Here is a 20998-nt window from a genome sequence, read left to right on the forward strand (position 1 = left end):
CGTTTATTTGATGGTATAGGGCAAGAATAAGTGATACTTTACGCTATTGACTACAATTGTCCCAACCTGCGAACCACCATGACCATCGTTGATGGTATAGCTGATTGTCGCAACAAATGGATAAGAATTTGGCGCGGTATAGCGCAATCGATTATTAACCACCGCTACCGTGCCAGCTGTGGTGCTTGCTTGCGTAATGGTTAATTGGTCGCCGTTTAGATCGACCGCATTTGCCATTACATTCAGCGTTGTGATGCTATTAGGCTGAACGGTAATCGTTATGGGAGCAACAGTGGGCACATGATTTTGTACCTCAATCGTCAAGGTTGCGGTTGCCGTTATGCCACGGGTTTGATTGCGCACGGTATAGGTTAAGGTTTCAGTACCTTGAAAGGTTTCCGCAGGAATATAATGTACTTGGTTGCCACTAATCGTTGCTGTGCCATGAATGGCTGCGTCAACTGCCACCACCGCTAAGGGTTCTCCATTAATCGTCCAGTCATTGGCAATCACATCAACCCTGACTGAATACGGACGATAGGTTGTTGCATAATCAGCGGTTGCAGTCACGATTGTATCAATGCTATGGATGTTGATCCGGGCGCTTTGTTGCCCCCCATGACCATCACTTACCCTATACGTCACCACATCGGTAAAATGGTGTTGATTCGGCGGCATGTAGCGCAATTGATTATTGACAATCGTCACCGTGCCGCTGACCGCACTGGCTTGGGTGATCGTCAAGCTATCGCCATTCAAATCAATCAGGCCATCCAATGGGTCAAGCAGCGTTTCAGTAAATGGATAGACCGCTTGTTCCTGATCAGCAATGCTTGGGAAGTGATTCCAGACATGCACCTGGAGTTGCGCTGTGCTGGTGACAGCATTGATTGGGTCGCGCACAACATAGGTCAAGGTTTCAACGCCTTCAAATTGTGCTTCCGGCCTATACACAACCGAGTTACCGTTAATCACAGCCGTGCCATGGCTTGGGCTGCTCACACTCACCAATTGCAATTGATTTGGCTGATCGCTCCAATCATTCGCCAGCACATTCACCGTAACTGACTGCGGACGATAGGTAAGGCCATAATCCGATTTGGCCTTAATCAACGGTTCGTTGCCATACTCCCACGCTGCAATTTGTTTGGATTCGTAGGTATTTCCCACCCGATCAAAAGACCCATACAGCAGCATGCGGGTTGGGGTTGCTGCAAGCAGCGTCACAGCACCTGGTTGATTTGGTGTTGCACTGGACTTCACCCCACCGCCAAGCCCATGCCATGTAGTGCCATCCCAGCGTAGAATGCCTGGGCTATAAATACCATTGATAATGCCTCGGAACCATCCAGCCACGTACAAGCCATCGGCTCCCATTTCGAGATCGTAGATTGAACCATCGATCTCGCCTGTTAAACCCGACCAAGCCGTGCCATTCCAATAGGCAATTTTTGGTGTGGCTATGCCACCAACACTGCTAAATGTGCCAGCGATATAGACCCCATTGGCGGTTGGCTCAATGGAACCAATATTGACCACATTAGTGGCGAGGGTTGTCCATTGGCTGCCATTCCAGTGGGCCAATTGAAAGCCATCGCTAATATAGACATCATCGCCATGGGCTTCAACAATAACGACCCGATCAAATGAGGCAGGCGTATTCAAGGCTTGCCACTGTGTGCCATTCCAGGTCACCAGATTACGCGCTGTAACCCCATTGAATTGCTCAAAATCGCCAGCAACATACAACAAATCATTGGCTTGAGCCAAACTTTCCACTGTCGCAGGACTGGCTTGATTCCAAGCATTGTTAACCGCTTGATATAGAGTGCTATTGTAAATACTAAAAAAGTTCTGCTGATACTTTTGGAGCGCTTGTGCATATTGTGGCTGCTGGGAGTCATAGGCTATCAGCAATTGCCATTGGTTATTTGGCGACAAATGAGCTAAACTCGCTTGTCCATTGCCCCAAGTCATCCGCCCAGAGGCTGCGTAGACATCCTCACCATCAACGGCTAATGCGAGTTTCATTGCAGAAATTCCATTCGGAGTCATGGCTTCCCAAGAATTACCCTTCCAGCGCAAGGCCGAATCACCCCATCTCAGTGTTTGCACATTGCGATCCACAAAGCCTATTGGCCCAAATGCCAATAATTCTTGCTGATAATTGACGAGCACAACATCAGGATAGCGCGACCAATTAAGAACGCTACTTGTTTCACTTAAATTGGAGAGTGTCGTCCAGTGAGTCGCATCCCAGCGTTGGAGCTGATAAATCGTTTGATAAGGATAAGGTCTATCGGTTTGGCTGAGGGCATACAGGTCGCCATCAAGCAGCGCCAAATTATGGGTTGGGCTAACAATCCCGGTGCCAAAGGTATTCCAACTGGTGCCATTCCAGGCAGCGATATTCTGCATAGTTGGTTCAAGCGTCGAGGTGAATTTGCCACTAATGTAGAGTTGATCATTGGCCCATTCAACATCCATCACCATCCCCTGAACGCCCCCGCCAACGCTCTGCCACTGTGCTCCATTCCAATGGATCAAGCCGGTATTTTGGCCATTGAGTTGGAAGACCCCGCCGAGATACAGACCATCGGGCCGCGAGAGGATACTCATAACTGCGCCGAAAATACCTTCAGCGACGGGATGCCATTGCGTGTCATCCCAACGCAAGAGTAAACCTGAGGCTTGGTCAGCAATCTGCTCTGAATATCCACCAACGTAGAGTTGATCGTTATGGCTGGCCAAGATAAAAATATTGGGGCTAAATTGGGTGGGCATCGCCGTCCACAGATTGCCATCCCAAAAAGCAATACTGATATGGTTGCCCCCAAGCGTCAAGCGTCCGGCTGCAAACAAACGGTTTTGATGCACGACCACCGAATCGACCTCACCTGATAACCCATCAAGTTTCAGCCATTGCTGACCGCTCCAATAGCCCACCCCCGGCTCAAAGCCGTCTACGCCAACGATTCCTGCATATAACGTGCCATTCCATTCAATTGGGCGCAGCGGCATATAGCCGGGGTCAAGTTTCAGTGGGTCGGCAAAGGCTTGGCTCCATGTGCCTGGGCTAGTTGGAATTTGCGGCTCGCTGGCAATAACTGGAGCAACAGGCCTTTGTAACGCTCCAACCAACAATGCCATTAGAGTGATCAGGACAATTATTTTCGATGGTTTATTCATAATTAGGTATCCTTGGAGGTAAATATCGCTGCTGTAATCCACAAATACTTCAGCATAACGAAGAATCAACCAGATTTGTTATTGGGTTGGATTCTCAACCCCTAGGTTAAATTGCAATCTGAAGGGAAGTCATTGTTTGGGGAAGGTGGGGTGGTTGGAATATTGCTGGCAGGATTGTGCTTAATCCTAAAAAAACCACAGCAAAAAACCAAAGCTGCTTCATCTTCAACTCCTTAGCTTCACATCAGCATGATTTGACCACAAAAGAGATTATGGTTCGTGGAAAATCTCTCACCAACAAGTATAGCAACGTAGTACAAACCCAACAATGGGTCAAAATGTGTATCGGCGGGCTAGCCCTGTGCAAGCAAGCGGTGAGTAATCAAGCCGATGATCGCGCTACAGATTTAAGAGAAACCGCTATAATAAGGGGAGCTTGAAGGTGCTGTTGATCGTTGCGCCCCGAGAGCAACCGCAAAGCAAGCCCAAAATCACAACTGTTGAGGACTATTCCATGGCCGATTCATTATTTGATCCAGAACGTGATCCCTTTGCAGATATGCGCAATGCTTTAGAAACCGCGCAACGTGAACGCAAAAATATTCTAGTTGAGCTTGGCGGTGATTGGTGTGTGTGGTGTCATCGCTTAGAGGCGTTTATCAATGCCCACCCCCAATTACGCTATTTACGCGATATTCATTATGTTAAAGTCAAGGTTTTAGTGGGCGATGAGCAACAAAAAAATAAAACTTTTTTAGAGCACTTACCAGGTTTCGATGGGGTTCCGCATATTTTTATCTACAATAGTCGTGGCCAATTGCTTTGCTCGCAAGATACCAGCCCACTCGAAGAAGGCGAGAGCTATAACTTTGGGCGGGTACGCGATTTTCTGAGTCGTTGGTCGGAATGGCGGCTCTCGCCCTATGATGCCTTGGCAACCGACGAACTCAAACGCCTGGTCGAGCTGCATTACTTTGGCGAATATGCCAACCAAATTACCCCTAGCGCCTAAATAAGCCCGATTAATTGACGAATGCGAGGGCTTGTTCTACCATGCGCCGCGCAAAGGAGTTTATATGCGTGTGTTGATCCTTGGGGCAAGCGGCCAACTGGGCACTGAGTTAGCCAAGACGTTTGCTGACCATCACTTATTAATGCCGAGCCATCAAGAACTGGATTTGAGTCAAGCCACTGCGCGGGCGGCTATTAACCAATTAACCCCCGATTTGGTGCTCTTGCCAGCGGCTTTTACCAATGTCGATGGCTGTGCGCTTGATCCAGCGCGGGCTTTTCGCGAAAATACGCTTGGCCCAAAATATGCTGCGCTGGCCTGCCGCGACCGCGATATTCCCTTGGTCTATGTCAGCACCAACGAGGTATTTAGTGGTAGCAGCCAGCAAGCCTATAGCGAATACGACCAGCCAGCGCCGATCAATGCCTATGGGCGCTCCAAGTGGGGTGGCGAGCAGGCAGTTTTGCACCATGCACCCAATGTTTTTATCACGCGGGTGGCTTGGTTGTTTGGTGGGCAGCGCAATTTTGTGCGCACGATCGCCCGTTTAGGCCGCGAACGTTTGCAAACTGGCGAACCACTGCGCGTTGTGACCGACGAAGTTGGTACGCCAACCCATGCCGCCGAAGCAGCTTGGGCGATTCGCCAACTGGTCGATAGCAATCTGCCAGGCATTTATCATGTGGTCAATGAGGGCGCTTGCTCACGTCATGAATTGGCATGTGCGGTCTTGGCAGCGGCGGGTATCGATCTGCCTGTTGAGCCAATTACGTCGGCAGAATTCAGCCGGCCAAGCAGCCCACCGCCATTTTCAGCATTGAGCAACAATGCCGCTGCTGCCTTGGGCATTCGCTTGCGCCGCTGGCAAGCAGCTGTAATTGCAGCAGTTGCGGCGATCGACGAGCCAGCTTAAATGAGCCATCACATCGATATTCTGATTCCAAATTATAACGGCGCTAGCTTATTGGCTGCTTGCCTTGAGAGCTTGCGCCAGCAAACCCGCCGCGATTTTCTAATTACAGTGATTGATGATGCCTCGCCTGATGGGAGCGTTCCCGCTTTACAGGCCGCCTATCCTGAGGTCAACTGGCTGATCCAGCCTGAAAATCAAGGCTTTGTGGCGGCAGTTAATCGTGGTTTTCAGGCAACCAGTGCGCCTTGGGTCATCTTGCTTAATAATGATACTGAAGTTGAGCCAAGCTTTGTTGCCGCATTAATTGGTACGCTTGAGCGTTTTCCAGCTTATGATTTTGCTGCCGCCAAAATGCTGCTCTACAGCCAACCTGATCATTTGCACACTACTGGCGATGGCTACAATTGGGATGGTTTGCCATGGAGTCGCGGGGTTTGGCAAGTTGATCGTGGTCAGTATGATGCAATCAGCGAGGTTTTTGGGCCATGTGCTGGGGCAGCGGCCTATAAACGCGCTAGTTTGCAACAACTTGTCAATCACCATGGCCAATTGCTTGATCCATTGCTCGTGATGTATTGCGAAGATGTTGATCTCAATTTGCGGGCGCGGCGAGCTGGAATGCGCACCCTCTTTGTGCCTCAAGCGCGAGTGCTGCATCATTTAAGTGCGACTGGTGGCGGGGTACGCGCCAGCTATTATTGTGGGCGGAATTTTATTGTGCTGTGGTTGCGCCATATGCCACTGCAAGCGTGGCCGTATGCCTTGCCAGCTTTTTTGTGGTCGCAACTGACGATTTTTGGTCAAGCGCTGCGCCATTGGCGTGGCGAAGCTGCCCGTGCTCGCTTACGTGGTCAGTGGGCTGGCTTGCGGCTCATTCCTCAAATTTGGCGTGAACGAACGTTAGCCACAGCAGAAGCACAGCGGCTGCTCGCTTGGCTTGGACGATAGGAGTCCCCATGGCCCCGTATCTCTCGGTGGTAATTCCGGCCTATAACGAAGCCCGCCGATTACCCCAAACCTTACCTTTAGTCTTGCAATTTCTCGCTGCCCAGCCATGGTCATGGGAGTTATTGGTGGTTGATGATGGCAGTAGCGATCAAACGGTGGCGCTGGCTGAAGCCGCTTGTCATAACTTTGCCCAAGCCCGCGTGATTCAAAACCCGCATCGTGGCAAAGGCTATACCGTGCGCACTGGCATGACTCAAGCGGTTGGTGAGTATGTGCTTTTCTCCGATGCCGATTTGGCCGTGCCCATGGAAGAATGGCCCAAGCTCGAAGCCAAACTGCAACAAGGCTACGATATTGTGATTGCTTCGCGCGAGGGCGCAGGAGCCAGCCGCATCGACGAGCCATTTATGCGTCACCTGATGGGTCGGGTGTTCAATATCATCGTGCGGGTTTTGGGCATTGGTCAATTCCAAGATACGCAATGTGGGTTTAAGGTATTCAGCCGCGAGGCATCCCACGACGTTTTTGGGCGCATGCGGCTGTACGACGATACCACCGAGGCTCCCAAGGGGGCGGCAGTCACGGCCTTTGATGTTGAGGTATTGTATTTAGCCTTGCGGCGAGGCTATCGGATTGCCGAAGTTCCCGTCACTTGGCGCTACGGCGAAGAAACCAAAGTCGATAATATCCGCGATTCTTGGCGCAACCTGCGCGATGTGCTCAAAGTCCGCTGGAACGCGATCTCAGGCCAGTATCGCGATGTGAAACCAAGAGCATAGAGCATATTTTATTTAACCACGAAGAACGCGAAGAACACGAAGATCAGTAAGGCAATAGGCGAGTGGCTATCGGAATAGTGGTTGGCGTTTCAAATCAATCTCCGATAGTCAATAGCCTATTGCCAATAGCCATCCTAAAGCTCTGCGCCGCTGCGTTCAATAATAAAGTGAATCTTCGCGCTCTTCGCGGTTATAAGCTAAGCTCCCGATCCCCAACCCCCAATAACCAATCCCCAAATACTACCCTATCGTCGTTGTGCGCTCAGGCTCGGGCAGCCGTACCGTGATAAAGAAGGCTGGCAATAACAAGCCAATCGCGGCGATCATGGCCCAGGTTGGCGAGGTCCAGTCGGCGAGGCTGCCAATGATGGGGTAAAGCACGCCCGACGTACCCCAAGCAAAGCCCATCATCATGGCGCTGGCGGTGGCAATATGTTGCGGTGCATACTCCTGCGCTGTGACAATCGAAACCGGAATATTAGCCATCACCATTGCCCCAACCAGTGCCGTCAAGGGGTAATACCACCAATTCAATGGCGATGATAGCACTAAGCCGATAAAAAGCGGAATTGTGCTCAAAATACTTGAACGCAGCACCACTGTGCGCCCAATTCGATCAGAAATGCGTCCGCCAATAATGCCGCCAACCGCTGAGGCAATATTGAAAACCGCCAACGTCGGGCCAACATGGGCATCAGCCATCGCTTGATCAAAACGATCGCGCAGCATAAAGCCCAATAAGCTGCTATATGAAACACTCGAAAGCGAGCGTAAGACGCTCATAAACCAAAGCCAGCGCAACGGCCCCTGAAAAACGCTGATATAATCGCGCAACGTTTTGGGTTGGCTGCGATTTTGCTTGGCTGAAGGAATCATCAAGAAGGTCAAAACCCCAACTGCAATTCCCACGGGCAGCAAATAGGGCAAACTCACCAAATCAAACTGGGCAGCAATTAGGGGGCCAAAGGCCATGCCAACCGTGCCGCCAGCCGAAAAAATTGAAACAAACAAACCACGTTGCTGAGGATTCGCGCCCATGGCGATATAGGCTGCTCCTGCCGGATGAAAAATTGCGCTGCCCAAACCACCAAGCATAATCAACGCGCCCAGCATAAAGAAATTGGGCACATAGCCAATCAAGGTTAGGCCGATCGCCGTCAGCACAGGGCCAAATGCCGCTAACCAACGCCGATCAATATAATCGCCAACCGCACCAAGCAAGGGCTGAAGCATCGAGCCAGCAAACGACAAAATCGCCACCAAAATGCCAGTTTGACCAATACTCACCTGATAGGTATCGCGAATACTTGGCAGTAAGGGCGCTAACAGTGAAGTCCACATATCATTCATGGCATGCGAAAATGTCATCATTACCATGACCGAAAGGCCTGTCAGAGCGACAGCCTGCCCACTTGTCCGCGTTGCCATGAAGCCTCCAAAGCACCTATGAAATTTCCCGCATATTAGGATAAGTATATAGCAGATGCAGAAATTGTGAGAAGGGTTTTGGATTAAACAAAACCCCCTTGCTGATCCGAATCAGCAAGGGGGTTTCGGGTTAATCTAGGCAAATTGCTCAAGTTGTTGCTTGACGGTTGCCAAGAATTTATCGGCGGTTGCGCCGTCGATCAAGCGATGGTCAAACGTAAAACTGAGGTAGCACATTGGCCGAATCGCGATTGCATCGGCTCCGTTGATCGTCACGACCACAGGCCGCTTTTGGATTGCACCAATCCCCAAAATGCCCGATTGAGGCTGGTTGATGATTGGCATGGCAAATAGCGAGCCACTTACGCCGTGATTTGTAATTGTAAAGGTGCCGTCTTTCACTTCATCGGCGGTTAGGCGGCGCGTGCGGGCGCGTTCGGCCAAATCGTTGACTGTGCGCGAAAGCCCCAGCAAGCTCTTTTCATCGGCGTTATGCAGCACTGGCACGATCAGGCCATCGGGAATGGCCACGGCCATGCCAACGTTAACCGATTTATGCAGCAAAATGCCTTCATCGGTATAGGTGGCATTGACAATTGGCACTGCTCGTAAGCCTGCTACAGTTGCCTGCACAAAATAGGGCGTAAAGGTTAATTTAACCCCTTGCCGCTCGAAATCGGCCTTATGTTGGTCACGATGCGCGATAATTGTGCTGAGATCAACTTCCATCACTGTGGTAACGTGTGGCGAGGTTGCTTTTGAGCGCACCATATGCTCAGCGATTGCGCGGCGCATACCACTCAACGGTTGTAATTCATCACCAACAAATGGCTCGATGCTCGGCGCGGCTGGCGTGGCTGGCGGAGTATAAGCCACTGGTTTGGCCAGCAAACTGCCAGTAATCGTCGGCATTGGTGCTGGCGTTGAGCTTGGTTTGATGACGGGCATCGGCGCTGGGGTTGGCGCGGTTGGCGTTGGCATTGGCATCGGTGCTGGTTTGGCAGCATCACCCTGAGCCATAAAGCGCTCAACATCTTGCTTGGTCACGCGGCCATCTTTGCCAGTGCCAGCAATTTGCTTAATATCGAGGTTATGCTGGCTGACCAAGCGAGCCACGACTGGTGACATAAAGCTATTGCCACCGCCGTTATTGCTGCTTGCTTGGCTGGCGACGGCGGGCGCGGCTGGTGCGCCAACGGCGGCAACCGTAGCGCTACTACTATCTTCCAAGACCGCAATGATCGTACCAACTGGCACGGTATCGCCTTCGTTGACCCGAATTTCGAGCAATCGCCCATTGACTGGCGAAGGAATTTCGGTATCCACTTTGTCGGTAGTAACTTCGAGCATTGGCTCATAGAGTTCAAGGCTCTCGCCTGGTTGCTTGAGCCAGCGCCCAACTGTGCCCTCGGTGACGCTCTCACCAAGCTTTGGCATCTTAAATTCGACGGACATCCCAGTCCTTTCTATGGTATCGATACTGATGGGCTATAAGCTAAAGCCAAGTTGGATCTTCACTATCCAATAGCCAATCGCCTACAGCCAATCGCCACTAATAATTGACTAAATCGCGCAGCGTATCGGCAATTTTGCTTGGTGTTGGCAAGAATTCGTTTTCGAGCGGTGCACTATAGGGCATCGCTGGAATATCCAAGCCTGCCAAGCGTTGCACTGGCGCATCGAGATGTTCAAAGCCATCTTGGGCGATGATTGCGGCAATTTCTGCGCCATAACCACCAAACAAATTATCTTCGTAGAGCACCAACACTTTACTGGTTTTCTTAACCGAATTGAGAATTGTTTCGCGATCGAGTGGCACTAACGAGCGCAAATCGACGACTTCGACGCTAATATCTTCCTTGGCCAGCATTTCGGCGGCCTCAACGGCGTAATGACGCATCATGCCATAGGTGATCACCGAAACATCACTGCCTTCACGGGCGATATCGGCCTTGCCAATTGGCACAGTATAGTGCTCATCGGGCACATAGCCTTTGATCAAGCGATAGCATTTTTTGTGCTCTAAAAACAACACTGGATCGGGATCATCAATCGCTGCCAGCAGCATGGCCTTGGCATCATACGGCGTTGACGGCGCAACCACCTTGAGACCTGGAATATGGGCGAAAAAGGCTTCGATGCTTTGCGAGTGATAGAGTGCCCCGTGGATACCACCGCCATAGGGAGCGCGAATCACTAAGGGTACTTCCCAGGTATTATTTGAGCGATAGCGCATGCGGGCGGCTTCGCTGATAATTTGATTGAAGGCTGGGAAGATAAAATCGGCAAATTGAATTTCGGCGATTGGGCGCATGCCATACATTGCTGCGCCAATTGACGAGCCAATAATAATTGACTCAGCGAGTGGCGCATCAATTACCCGCTTGCTGCCATATTTAGCGTGCAAACCATCAGTAACCCGAAATACCCCGCCGCGTTGGCCAACATCTTCACCAATAATATAGACCCGCTCATCGTTGGCCATAGCTTGGTCGAGCGCTTGATTGATCGCTTCTAAGAGATTTAATTCTGCCACCTGATACCTCTATGCACATGATAAATAGCGAAACTGCCTGCGAGCACGGTTATTCGGCAAACACATATTTGCGCACGGTGCTGGGGTCGGGCAAGGGTGCTGCTTCAGCATAGGCTGTTGCATCATTGACAATTTCTTTAATTTCGGCGCGAATTGCGGCAACTTTGGCATCATCGAGCATGCCTTCATCGCGCAAGAAATGCTCGAAGCTCGCGATTGGGTCGCGGGTGCGCATGGCCTTGATATCTTCAGGTGAGCGATACGTTCGGTCATTATCATCAGAGGAGTGGGCGGTCAAACGCACACATTTGGCCTCGATCAAGGTTGGGCCGTCGCCACGGCGGGCGCGTTCGACCGCAGCGGTCATAGCTTCGTAAACCTCAAGCACATTGGTGCCATCAACCGTGATCCCAGGAAACCCGTAGCCTGGGCCGCGATCCGAGACGTTTTCTACGCCCATTTGCTTGTGCTGCGGCACGGAGATGGCGTAGCCATTATTTTCGCAGAAGAAAATTACTGGTAATTTCATCACCCCAGCCAAGTTCATGGCCTCGTGGACATCGCCCTGTGATGATGTACCTTCGCCAAACGCCGTCCAAACCACAATATCATCGCCGCGCATTTGTGCGCCCATAGCGACACCGACGGCATGCGGCACTTGGGTGCCCGTTGGCGACGAGTGCGAAACAATATTCAAAGCACGATGGCTATAGTGAGCGGGCATCTGGCGGCCACCACTGCTAGGATCTTCGGCTTTCGCCAACAAGCCGAGCATCACCTCGCGCGGGGTCATTCCCATTGCCAACATCATTGCTAAATCACGATAGTAGGGCACAATCCAATCGTGTTTGGGGCGCATTGCAAAGGCTGCGCCTACTTGAGCAGCCTCATGACCTTGGCAGGAAATAACAAAAGGGGCTTTGCCTTGACGATTCAATTGCCACATTCGCTCATCAAGCGAACGAGCCAAAACCATCGTGTGATACATCGCTAACAACCGCGTTTGATCGCGTTCTTGCTCCATGAAGGCAACTCCTCATATGAAGGATTACTTTGTTCGTCCGTCGAACCCTGTTAAGTTAAAAACCCCGGTATGGCGACCGAGGCAAGGGCAAGCAAGGAAAAACTGGCGTTGTCCTCGTTGACACGGCCTATATGACAAGTATAGCATAAAGCCTCGGCTGCGCTGTCACCACTGCTCAGTGTTGGTTTTGATGACAAATAAAAAGGGTAGCATTGCTGCTACCCTGGTTGCTGAAATTGACCACTGCTATTGACTTAGCTCGATATAGGTATCTTGGCCAAGTCGAATGGTTGTGGGCAAGCGCAACTGAATTGGCGTATTGGCTTGCTGGCGTTGTTCGTTGATAAACAAGCCATTCTTGCTCAAATCGGCCACATAGAATTGCCCGCCGATCAAGCTAATTTCGACATGCTGGCGGGAGAGTAATTTATCGCCAGTCACGATTACGCTGGCTTCGCTACGCCCGATCGTACATGGGAACATCGTAATCGTTTTATTTTGAATCTGGCTGGGATCAGGGGTTTGCACCACGCGCACATGCAACTGTTGCTGGCGGCTTGCCGCTGCTGGTGGGTTATAAATCATGGTTGCGCCATTATCTTGCATTCCGTCAAAATGAGCAGTTGGAATGCTGGCATTGGCGTTTGAGACCGGGCTTTGAGGCCGGGCTGGTTGATTGACTGCTGAATGCGGGGCTGGCCGAACCGCCGATTGTTGCTGCGGTTGTTGTGGCACATTGGCATTTTGACGCGAAGCTGGGTTCACGCCTGGCAAGTCGATCCGATTAAAGGCTTGGGTTGGTGGGTTATATGGCATCGGCACATTGCCAGCTTTGGGCTTGCGATTGCGCCAGAGATACCAGAAACCAGCCGCGATCGCAATTACCACCAAGGCGATCAGCACATAGACCCCATAACGTTTGAGGAATGGCTCTTTGGGCTTGACTGGGAACAAGAAACTCTTGAACGGCGATTCAATTGGCTGAATATTCGAGGTTTCTAAAATGATCTGTAAATTGAGTTGGCTCTGTTGTTCAGTTGGAATCAACTCTTGGGGAATATCAGCTAAGGGAATTGCAATTTTAGGATTGGTTGGATCGAGCTGAATCCGCTCTGATTCAAAAAGCTGCATATCTTCGCGGAATAGCCGGACTTTATAGTAGGTAAATTTAGGGTCGATGATACTTTGTTCATCGGTAATTTCGACATCATCGATTCGAATAGTATTGGTTTCATAATCGACGACTGGGTTTGAGCGAATTTCAAAGGTAATTGGAATCGGCGAGTGAGCAAAGGCTTGGGTTGCCAAGATTTCGCTGCGCTCGCTGGGGCTGCCAATGCGGAAGGTAAAGCCATCGCTGCTATAGCCCAACACATGTAAGGTATAGTTGCCAGCTACGGTCAACTTGGTATCGCTCATTTCCATCGGGATCGTTTTAGTTTCTTGGGGTGAAATACTAACCGCGATCGGCTCAGTATAGACCAAGGTTTGGCTTGGCCCAAGCACTTGCAACTCGACCCCAACCATATTCACTGGGCTAGTATTGGTGGTGGTGAAATTGAACGAGTATTTTTGTTTTTCAGGCAATGGATTGAGGTTGGCGATTTTGGCCTCGCTCACGGTTGGGTTATAGCATTTATGTGCGCCGATTGGAATAATCCCAGCGATTGTATCGCCGCTAATCAGTTGAACCTCCAAGGTTACTTGAGTTTCAACACATGGCCGTAAGAACCCGCTGGTATATTTTTGGTTCTTAATGCTATCCATAATCGTGATGAAGGCTGCTGACATTTGGTCACGCGGGCCAACCAACGAGATAGCTTGGGTGTTTTCTGAAATTTGGCGCAAAGATTCGGGTTGAATTCGCGCACAATCGGCTGAACAAAGCCCAATTGTATAAATTGGCGTTTTCGTGCCTTGGGTTGGGCCAGCTTTGGTTGTGACATCGATTACGGTTTTATCGCTGCATTGATTGCCATTAATATCTTCATCTTTACCATCAGTAAAGAGAATGATCGCTCGCCGTTCTTCTGGTTTGAGCGTATTTAATAAGAAATCAGTAGCCTGATGCGCAGCGGTGTAGAGACAGGTTTCGCCGCCTGGCTCAGAGCGATAGTTCTGATTGATATAATCTTTAACGGCGTTGCGATCATCGCTAAAGTCAAAGGCTGGCAAATACACATCAACACTGTTCATCCGTGTGAAGGTAAAGACTGCGATTTTGGCATTGGCTGGAGCTTGATCGATGGCTTGGTTGGCTGCTCGTTTAACTTCTTCGATGAACGGATTCATACTGCCACTCTGATCCATGACCAAGGCAATTTTGATTGGGGTGGTTGGATCTTGAGGCACAGCTTGGACAGGTGGTTCACCATTTTTGAGATCAAGCACAGTTGAGGAGATCTCGTTGACCGGAACCGCGCGACCATCGTTATAGCGAACGCTAAAATAGGCCTCGACACTCAAGGCGTTCTTTTCGGTAACGACTTGATGGGTAATGACGACTTTGGGTTTGTCGTCTTGTGATTGGGATTGGGCAGGCGCTGGCAAAACCCACAAGAGGCTGAGCAACGCGATGATGGTGAACCAACTATGCTTTCTCATGGTTAACACTCATTCCAGCAACTAAAAACGGCTAGACCAATTAAGGATACGGCGCAGTATACCATCCATTAGTACTGTAGGCTAGTTAGGATGGTTGTTGAACAAGATGCGCCAAGATTGTCGTATGTAAGAGGTCGCTTAACTGCGCTTGATCAATCCGCTGTACCGGCGTTGTTTCAGGTTTGGCAGCCTGTGGGTCGGCCAGCCAAAGGCTATCGTGGGCTACAAGCCAGGAAAGACTGGTTGGTTGGCTGGTAGCGGCGGCTGGCTCCTTGATGATCAACAGTAAAGCGGCTTTTTCAGCTTCTGGCATCAATGCAGTGAGTTCGGCGGTGCTTGGTAGATTAGCATGAGCCAAGAATGGCTGGGTTGTTAGTTCGATGATCTGATTAATCACATGATCGAGTGTACCCAATTCGAGAAAGGTTTGCAAGCCTTGTGAATCGACATAATTGAGCACGATTAATTCATCGGTAAAACTAAAATATTTGGGTAAGCCTGTGCCTTCACGCTCGGTAATGCTCAAAATTGCCAGCGTGCTTGGCTGTAAGGTTGCCTCCAACAGCAGCGCTAACTCCCCAGTGATCGTCAGTTGATTGCTAAATGGATCGCGTAGTAAAATCCCGCGATCATACAATTCATCCTCGGCGGCTTGTAATTGCTCGGTGCTAACCGCCAGATCATTGGTTGTATTTTGGATGGCAAGGGCTTCGCCAACCAAATAATGCAAGATAATCGCCAATTCTGCCTGGGTGAGTACAAAACGATTCATTCGGGCCACCTCGATACTAGTTCAGACAACTCACTCAGGAATACGCGCCAGACGTGATGTTGATGCGCGACCAGCTTTTCGTTTCAAAGGACTATCCGCATGAATTGTCATGGGTTGTTGCATGCGACCATTCAGGTTGGCTGCGTTGCTCCGCTGATTGACCCTGATTTGCAAGGGCTGGCTTAACGATTTCGGTTTATTTAAAGAGCGTTGTAAGTTGTGCTAGCTTTCCATCAAGTTGCTTGGCAACCCATGCCAGATCATTCGGTTTATGGCGCTTGAACGTCTGCCATAAGCGTTGCAATGGGTTGGCTTGACGATCAAGCAAATCGAGCACATTGTACCAACCTTGGGAGCCATCGAGTTTTAGTTGTTGGTTGGTGATAAATGGGGCAGTGTGTTTGCCAAGTGCCAGGTGATACTCGCCATCTGAGAGCACCAGCAAGGCACTACAGATTGGTGAACGGTAGAGCACAAGACATTCTCTGCCACCATGTTGGGCATCGCATTGTTGGCGCACGAACTGTTGGTCTTGAAAATGGCGTTGCAAACAGTTCTCGGCATAGCTGATAAATCCTTGACATGCTGCACAATGCGAATCCATGAACATCCTTTAGTTAGTGCCTGCCTATAATGTATCGTTACAGGCAGGCAGCTATTTATGTGCCGTAATAGCGTTGGCGTTGCATAAACTGAATGTAATCTGCCAACCATGTGGCTGGTACACCAGGCTCAAACATCGCCAAGAGTTGGGCGAATTGGCCTGTGAGCAATTGGGCCAACCACTGATGATAATCTAAAGTACCATCCCAAAATTGTTCAATGACCCGTTGGGTCATGATCTTTTTGTTGGCACGAAACTCCAACAAATAGACCAAATTGAACCAGCCTTGTGAGCCATCGACCTCAAGCACTTGATCGGTCAAAAACGGGGCTTCAAACGTGCCCAAAGCGCAATAATCAGCGCCATCGGTGCGTTGAATCAGCAATTGGCATGTTGGCGAATGATACAAGGCCAAACATTCCTGCCCATCGGCTTGCGAATCGCATTCAACGCGTTGAAATTGCCCAGCTTGCAGATAGCTGCTTAGTTCTTGCTCAACATAATTGATGTAGCTTTGGCATTGGCCACAATCGTTGCTCACAGAAAACCTCTTAATCGTTCAATGATTGGCTGGTTTGTAAAATCTCGCCACCTGGTCCGATGCTGCCGCCAATGACCCGACCAGTTGTGCTGGCCCGCCAATCGCCAGTCTTGATCCAGCTATTGCCAACTTGACGATAGCCATATTGGTAGGCTTGGCTTTGCATAAAGCGCACTTCCATGGCGCTATATGATTGAGGCCGTTTGGTCAGAATATCGTCGATTGAGCTGCCTTTGATATCGATGCGGCTAATGCCACTTTCAAGCTGGGCTTGCAAGAATTCGCGATTGACCGGCCAAATCCGATTATTGCCACCTTCGGCAATTGGTTTGAGCTTATTCCACACATCGCTGGTGGTGCTGAAATAGCGGCCACCATGAGCGTTGGCTTCACCGATATAGCCAAGGAAGCCCGAGGCCGGATCTGCCTTGAATGCGCCTAAAACCACCCGATCGGTCAAGGCTGTGCCTGCACCAACATGGCTTGATTGATTGGCAATATAGCGAGCCATGGCAGTTTCAGCGCCACCACCTTTGGCGAGCATGCCAATATCGCTGGCGGCTTGGAGTGGGTTGCTGACCCGGGCAATGTCTGATGCTGCATCAGCAACGGTTGCTGCTTTGCTGATCTTAGCCGCTTTACCAACTTTATCAGCACCTTTAGTGCCAATTAGCAACGAGCCAATAAACATCGTGCCACGGCCAATTGCTTCCCATGGGCGGCCATTTTCCCAGGCTTCAACATACGGCGCTTTGAAGGCTTCCCAGAATTCGCCTGGGTGGGTTACCGCATGCCAAATGCCTTTGGCGGTTTCGATTGGGCTGGTGACCATGTTCCAAACCCCAACCACCATATCCTTGAGTTCTTTGCCTGCGCCAACGAAGAAATCTTTGATGCCATTGCCAACACTGCTGAAGAAGCCACCAACGCTATCGAGCCAACTTCCGCCACCCTTGCTGCCGCCATCAGCGTTGCCGAATAACTCGCCTTTGAATAAGGCAGCGGCCTCTTCTTCGGCTTGACCAAAGATTTTTTGGACCTCGAGCGTGACTTCTTGGGCGGTTTGGAATGCAGTGATCAAACGATTGAAGGTTGGATAAATTTCACCATCGAGTTCTTTCGCAAAGGCAACGCTGGCATCGCCCTGCCAATCGCCATCAACCAGTGATTGGCTGACGTTGCGAATTGTCGTTTGCAATTGTTCAACCGTTTGCTTGAGGCGGCCAAAATGCTGAGCAACTTGGGCAGTTTGCTCATACTGTATCTGAACAACATCCTTGCTCATGACACATACTCCTAGGTTGTAAATGGGGTTGATGATCGATTAGAGTTCCTAGGGTGGGCGACTCATGAGTTGGGAGCCAATAAAAAGAACAAGTTTTGATTAAATAGAAAATAACCCATGAGGCCAAGTGACACTCTAGTACTCCACTGTCAGTATACCAAAGTCCTACCTTTTGGACAACGATCAAAATAAAGAACCATGAACAATCAGGCGTTAAGCGCTGGTTCATGGTTCTTCGCTGGCCGTTAAATCGGCCAATTGAGTTTATAAGGCGGCAGTTGCCAGTTGCTCAAACCAGTGTTGAATGTGTTGACGCAGCCAAGTTTGATCGATTGATTGAACCTCGAAGGTTTCGAGATCAGCTTCATCAAGCTGAATTGCCCAAGCACTGGTTGGCCCTTGCAAAATCGCTGGGTTGATCGCATCGACAATTTCAGTATCTTCGCAGCGCAGAATTGCCAACGACGCACTAAAGATCGGCGCTTGAATTGCTGCAATTAAGGCTTGAGCTGCTTGCTCGTCAAGCCCGGCGCGGCTTAGGCGGTTGAAAGCCTCGGCTTCGGCGCGATTTTCAGCTAGCTCTTTGATTGCCATGAACTCGCTTTGGCTGAGCCGCACACTGGCCTCAAAGGCTTTGCTTGGTTGAACTTCGAGCAAAAATGCCAACCGATCAAAGAGCACCAACATATCGGGCAAGAATGCCAAGCGATGCTGTTGCTCGTTTGGCAAAGTTTGCTCAACTACACCTAACTGATTGACATAGTGTAGGAATAATTGACTGCCGACATTTGGTGTATCGCGGGTGGTGATAAAGGCAATATCGGGAAAGGCCACAATTTGCGAAAATTCTAAAATTTCGCGTTCGATCATGACGACTTCATCTTCGTTGATTGTGGCTAATTCTTTGGCAACCAACCCTTGTACGCCTTGATTGAGCGCTGCAAGGTGGGTTGCTTGATCATGCGGAACCAACGTTTCATTATCTAAGCCAATGATTTTATTGGTACGAGCTGCTTCGAGTAACACTAAAAACTCGTTACGCTCTAAAATAAGTCCATCCATTGAGTTAACCCCTTCTCTAGGTTATTTGGCTCCACCAAACGAGAAGCCAAACGAGACAAATGGCAATTTAATTTTGGTTTCTTTACCGATGCTAAAGCCAAGCTCGGCCTTGAGGCCAACTTCGGCGGTAACCCCAACGTTGACCCCAGCAACATTCAAGCCTTTGGTGGCTTGAACTGAGACGAGCGTGCCGCCGATGGTTGCGCCAACTGAGCCATCTTTGAGGCCAGCAAAACCTTCAACTGAGAGGGCTTTGCCTTCGAGGGTTTCGGTATAGCCAAAGTTTTTGTCGCCATAAACATTGGTTAATTCACCTTTGGCAACAGTTCCTTCGACGTATGGCCCAATCGTAAATTTCTTATCGCCATTGACCCCTAAGCCGATCCCAGCTTCGCCATAACCAACTTGGTATTTGCCTTTGAGGGTGTAAGGAATCGGCCCATCAACCTTAATCAGATCGCCTTTGTCTTCAAGGAGTGCGCCGCTAACGCCTAATTTGAGTTGCGGCTTGGTTTCACCAGTTTTGGTTTTGTAATCATAGGTGTGAACTTTAACTTTACCCTTGAAGGTTGGGCCACTGCCTGAGCCGCCTGTACCTGTGCCACCATCGCCAGTATTGCCACTGCCACTGCCACTGCCACTGCCATTGCCATTGCCAGCAGTCCCATTGCCGCTACCATTACCATTAGCACCACCGCCAAAGACATCGCCACGAAAAAGGGCAGCCGCTTCTTCTTCAGCTTGTTGGAAGACTTTTTTGATCTCTAAGGTTGTGCTTTGTGCTTGTTGGAAAAAAGTGTGAAGGCGGTTAAAGGCTGGTTGAACCTCGCCCCGAAATTCAGCACTAAATGCCTTTTGAGCATCGCCCTGCCAATCACCACCCTCAAGCCGATTGGCCATACTTTCAAGCGATTTGAAAATTGCTGTGGTGGTGTCAGCGGCTTTGCCAAAACGGCTGGCAACTTGATCCAACTCATCGTACTTGGCCTGAATGGTGTCTTGAGCCATGAGGTAAACTCCATCGGGTATAAAAAGAACAGAAGATTGTGATCATTGCTAGAGATACTAGCCAATGATTATGCTATGGGCTTATTCAGGTTAAACCATGATTAAGCGTACACCCTTCTTAGTTAAGACTGCAATAAATGGCGCAGCCTTACCAAGGAATAATAGAATCGCATCTGTTCCAGCATACTCGATGGATTAGTGCTTTACAAGAGGGGCTTTTGATGGATTTTTAAGTTAATTCGTGGCCCGTAAATCGATCAAACGAGATGAAGTAATTGCATCTCGTTTGATCAGGCTACATAATTAACGTCCGTGGATTTGATCGAGGGTTGCTACGGTGTCCCCAGTTTGCTCCTCGTAGGCTGCAATCATAGCCAAAAGCCCTTGGCCAAGGGTTTTCGCGACTGGCAACGACATATTTACGACGGCAACGGCGCGGCCATTGGTTTGTAACACGGTATAGGCATCGGTTGCTCCTAAACCGTTGATAAAGCCATTTGCATACATCAAGGGCGCTTCCAAAAAGGCATCTTCGACCAAACTTTGCAGATGTTCTAAATCGCTCATTATTGCTCCTAAATGCTACATTGCGCATAAAAATAGCGCTGATCTGAACCAAGCGCTATTTTAACTGCATATTGATTTTTCGGCGAATAACCTAATCCGAGATGATCACTTTAAAGGTAATTTGGCTGCGATCAAGCGTGATCAAATCGCCATGTTGCAGCACTTGGCGACGATCAACTTGAATTGGCCGCCCAGTTGAATCGGTGATCGTGGTTGGGTTGGGCGAAAGGCTTTCAATATAGAAATGGCCGCCAGTTTCGGTAATTTCAAATTGGCGACGCGAAACCCGTAAGCCATTAGGATGGCTGCCCAAATCAACTGCCAAAAGATCGTTGTTCGATTGATTATCAAAGCGGCCAACCACCGCTGGTTGCCAGTGTAAGCGAAAACTATTGCCTGTTGGATGTTCGCGCAGATAAATCCGCCGTGCCATTGGTTGGCCGTCGGCAGGCATATTTGGCATGGCTTCGCTAAAAATCAAGCGATCTTTATTGGATACTTGTTTATCGAGCGTGCGATTATTGCTCAAAACCGTGCCATCAGCTTTCATCAAGCAATAAGCATCAGGGTTTTGGCCGAGAAAATCGAAATCACGCCGAAATTCCTTCAGAATCGATTCAACAAGTTCGCCAGTTGGCATATTGGTGAGGGCTTGGGCAACTTGTTGCTTTTTTTCATAAACATCGATGAAAAGTTCAAAGCGGGCTTGTTTAGCCATGAACGTAA

18 protein-coding genes are annotated in these 20998 nt (G+C 49.7%); 4 read left to right on the forward strand and 14 right to left on the reverse strand.

Features of this window, described 5'->3' with window-relative positions; all coding sequences use genetic code 11:
* Positions 1–3: 3 nt before the first annotated feature.
* Positions 4–3189: an Ig-like domain-containing protein gene (locus DEF47_RS15300; protein WP_012190139.1), complete on the reverse strand. Its 3186-nt coding sequence runs from the start codon at positions 3187–3189 to the stop codon at positions 4–6.
* Between the two features lie 514 nt (positions 3190–3703).
* Between DEF47_RS15300 and DEF47_RS15305 the strand changes: the two genes are divergently transcribed.
* The 4 genes from DEF47_RS15305 (at position 3704) to DEF47_RS15320 (ending at position 6841) form a co-directional block, all read left to right on the forward strand.
* Positions 3704–4201 carry a thioredoxin family protein gene (locus DEF47_RS15305; RefSeq protein WP_012190138.1) on the forward strand — a complete coding sequence of 166 codons (498 nt, stop codon included), beginning with the start codon at positions 3704–3706 and terminating at the stop codon, positions 4199–4201.
* 64 nt (positions 4202–4265) lie between these two features.
* Positions 4266–5114, forward strand: coding sequence for a dTDP-4-dehydrorhamnose reductase (rfbD, locus tag DEF47_RS15310; RefSeq protein ID WP_012190137.1), 849 nt, complete (start codon positions 4266–4268; stop codon positions 5112–5114).
* Positions 5115–6062 (forward strand): glycosyltransferase family 2 protein, encoded by a 948-nt coding sequence (locus DEF47_RS15315; protein ID WP_012190136.1) that lies wholly within the window; start codon positions 5115–5117, stop codon positions 6060–6062.
* 8 nt (positions 6063–6070) lie between these two features.
* Positions 6071–6841, forward strand: coding sequence for a dolichyl-phosphate beta-glucosyltransferase (locus DEF47_RS15320; protein ID WP_012190135.1), 771 nt, complete (start codon positions 6071–6073; stop codon positions 6839–6841).
* A gap of 240 nt (positions 6842–7081) precedes the next feature.
* On the opposite strand, the gene DEF47_RS15325 is transcribed toward DEF47_RS15320, so the two are convergent.
* From DEF47_RS15325 to DEF47_RS15385, 13 genes are all read right to left on the reverse strand, one after another.
* Entirely contained in the window at positions 7082–8269 is a 1188-nt protein-coding gene (locus DEF47_RS15325) for an MFS transporter (protein WP_012190134.1), read from the reverse strand.
* Positions 8270–8404: 135 nt separating this feature from the next.
* Entirely contained in the window at positions 8405–9724 is a 1320-nt protein-coding gene (locus tag DEF47_RS15330; protein ID WP_012190133.1) for a dihydrolipoamide acetyltransferase family protein, read from the reverse strand.
* Between the two features lie 97 nt (positions 9725–9821).
* A complete protein-coding gene (locus DEF47_RS15335) occupies positions 9822–10805 on the reverse strand; it encodes an alpha-ketoacid dehydrogenase subunit beta (RefSeq protein ID WP_012190132.1) in 984 nt (327 codons plus the stop codon).
* Between the two features lie 49 nt (positions 10806–10854).
* Positions 10855–11829 carry a thiamine pyrophosphate-dependent dehydrogenase E1 component subunit alpha gene (locus DEF47_RS15340; protein WP_012190131.1) on the reverse strand — a complete coding sequence of 325 codons (975 nt, stop codon included), beginning with the start codon at positions 11827–11829 and terminating at the stop codon, positions 10855–10857.
* A 246-nt stretch (positions 11830–12075) separates the two neighbouring features.
* Positions 12076–14433, reverse strand: coding sequence for an FHA domain-containing protein (locus tag DEF47_RS15345; protein ID WP_012190130.1), 2358 nt, complete (start codon positions 14431–14433; stop codon positions 12076–12078).
* Positions 14434–14518: 85 nt separating this feature from the next.
* A complete protein-coding gene (locus tag DEF47_RS15350) occupies positions 14519–15205 on the reverse strand; it encodes a hypothetical protein (protein ID WP_012190129.1) in 687 nt (228 codons plus the stop codon).
* Positions 15206–15401: 196 nt separating this feature from the next.
* Positions 15402–15809, reverse strand: a complete 408-nt coding sequence (locus DEF47_RS15355) for a hypothetical protein (protein WP_012190128.1) — start codon at positions 15807–15809, stop codon at positions 15402–15404.
* Positions 15810–15864: 55 nt separating this feature from the next.
* A complete protein-coding gene (locus DEF47_RS15360) occupies positions 15865–16350 on the reverse strand; it encodes a hypothetical protein (protein ID WP_012190127.1) in 486 nt (161 codons plus the stop codon).
* 10 nt (positions 16351–16360) lie between these two features.
* Positions 16361–17635 carry a WXG100 family type VII secretion target gene (locus DEF47_RS15365; protein ID WP_012190126.1) on the reverse strand — a complete coding sequence of 425 codons (1275 nt, stop codon included), beginning with the start codon at positions 17633–17635 and terminating at the stop codon, positions 16361–16363.
* 264 nt (positions 17636–17899) lie between these two features.
* Positions 17900–18697, reverse strand: coding sequence for a hypothetical protein (locus DEF47_RS15370; RefSeq protein WP_012190125.1), 798 nt, complete (start codon positions 18695–18697; stop codon positions 17900–17902).
* Between the two features lie 21 nt (positions 18698–18718).
* A complete protein-coding gene (locus DEF47_RS15375; RefSeq protein ID WP_012190124.1) occupies positions 18719–19705 on the reverse strand; it encodes a WXG100 family type VII secretion target in 987 nt (328 codons plus the stop codon).
* Positions 19706–20008: 303 nt separating this feature from the next.
* Complete coding sequence (locus DEF47_RS15380; RefSeq protein ID WP_012190123.1) at positions 20009–20272, reverse strand: hypothetical protein; 264 nt, start codon at positions 20270–20272, stop codon at positions 20009–20011.
* Between the two features lie 91 nt (positions 20273–20363).
* Positions 20364–20990 carry an FHA domain-containing protein gene (locus tag DEF47_RS15385; protein ID WP_012190122.1) on the reverse strand — a complete coding sequence of 209 codons (627 nt, stop codon included), beginning with the start codon at positions 20988–20990 and terminating at the stop codon, positions 20364–20366.
* Positions 20991–20998: the final 8 nt, after the last annotated feature.

It is taken from the genome of Herpetosiphon sp. (assembly GCF_003512625.1).
Lineage (GTDB): Bacteria > Chloroflexota > Chloroflexia > Chloroflexales > Herpetosiphonaceae > Herpetosiphon > Herpetosiphon aurantiacus.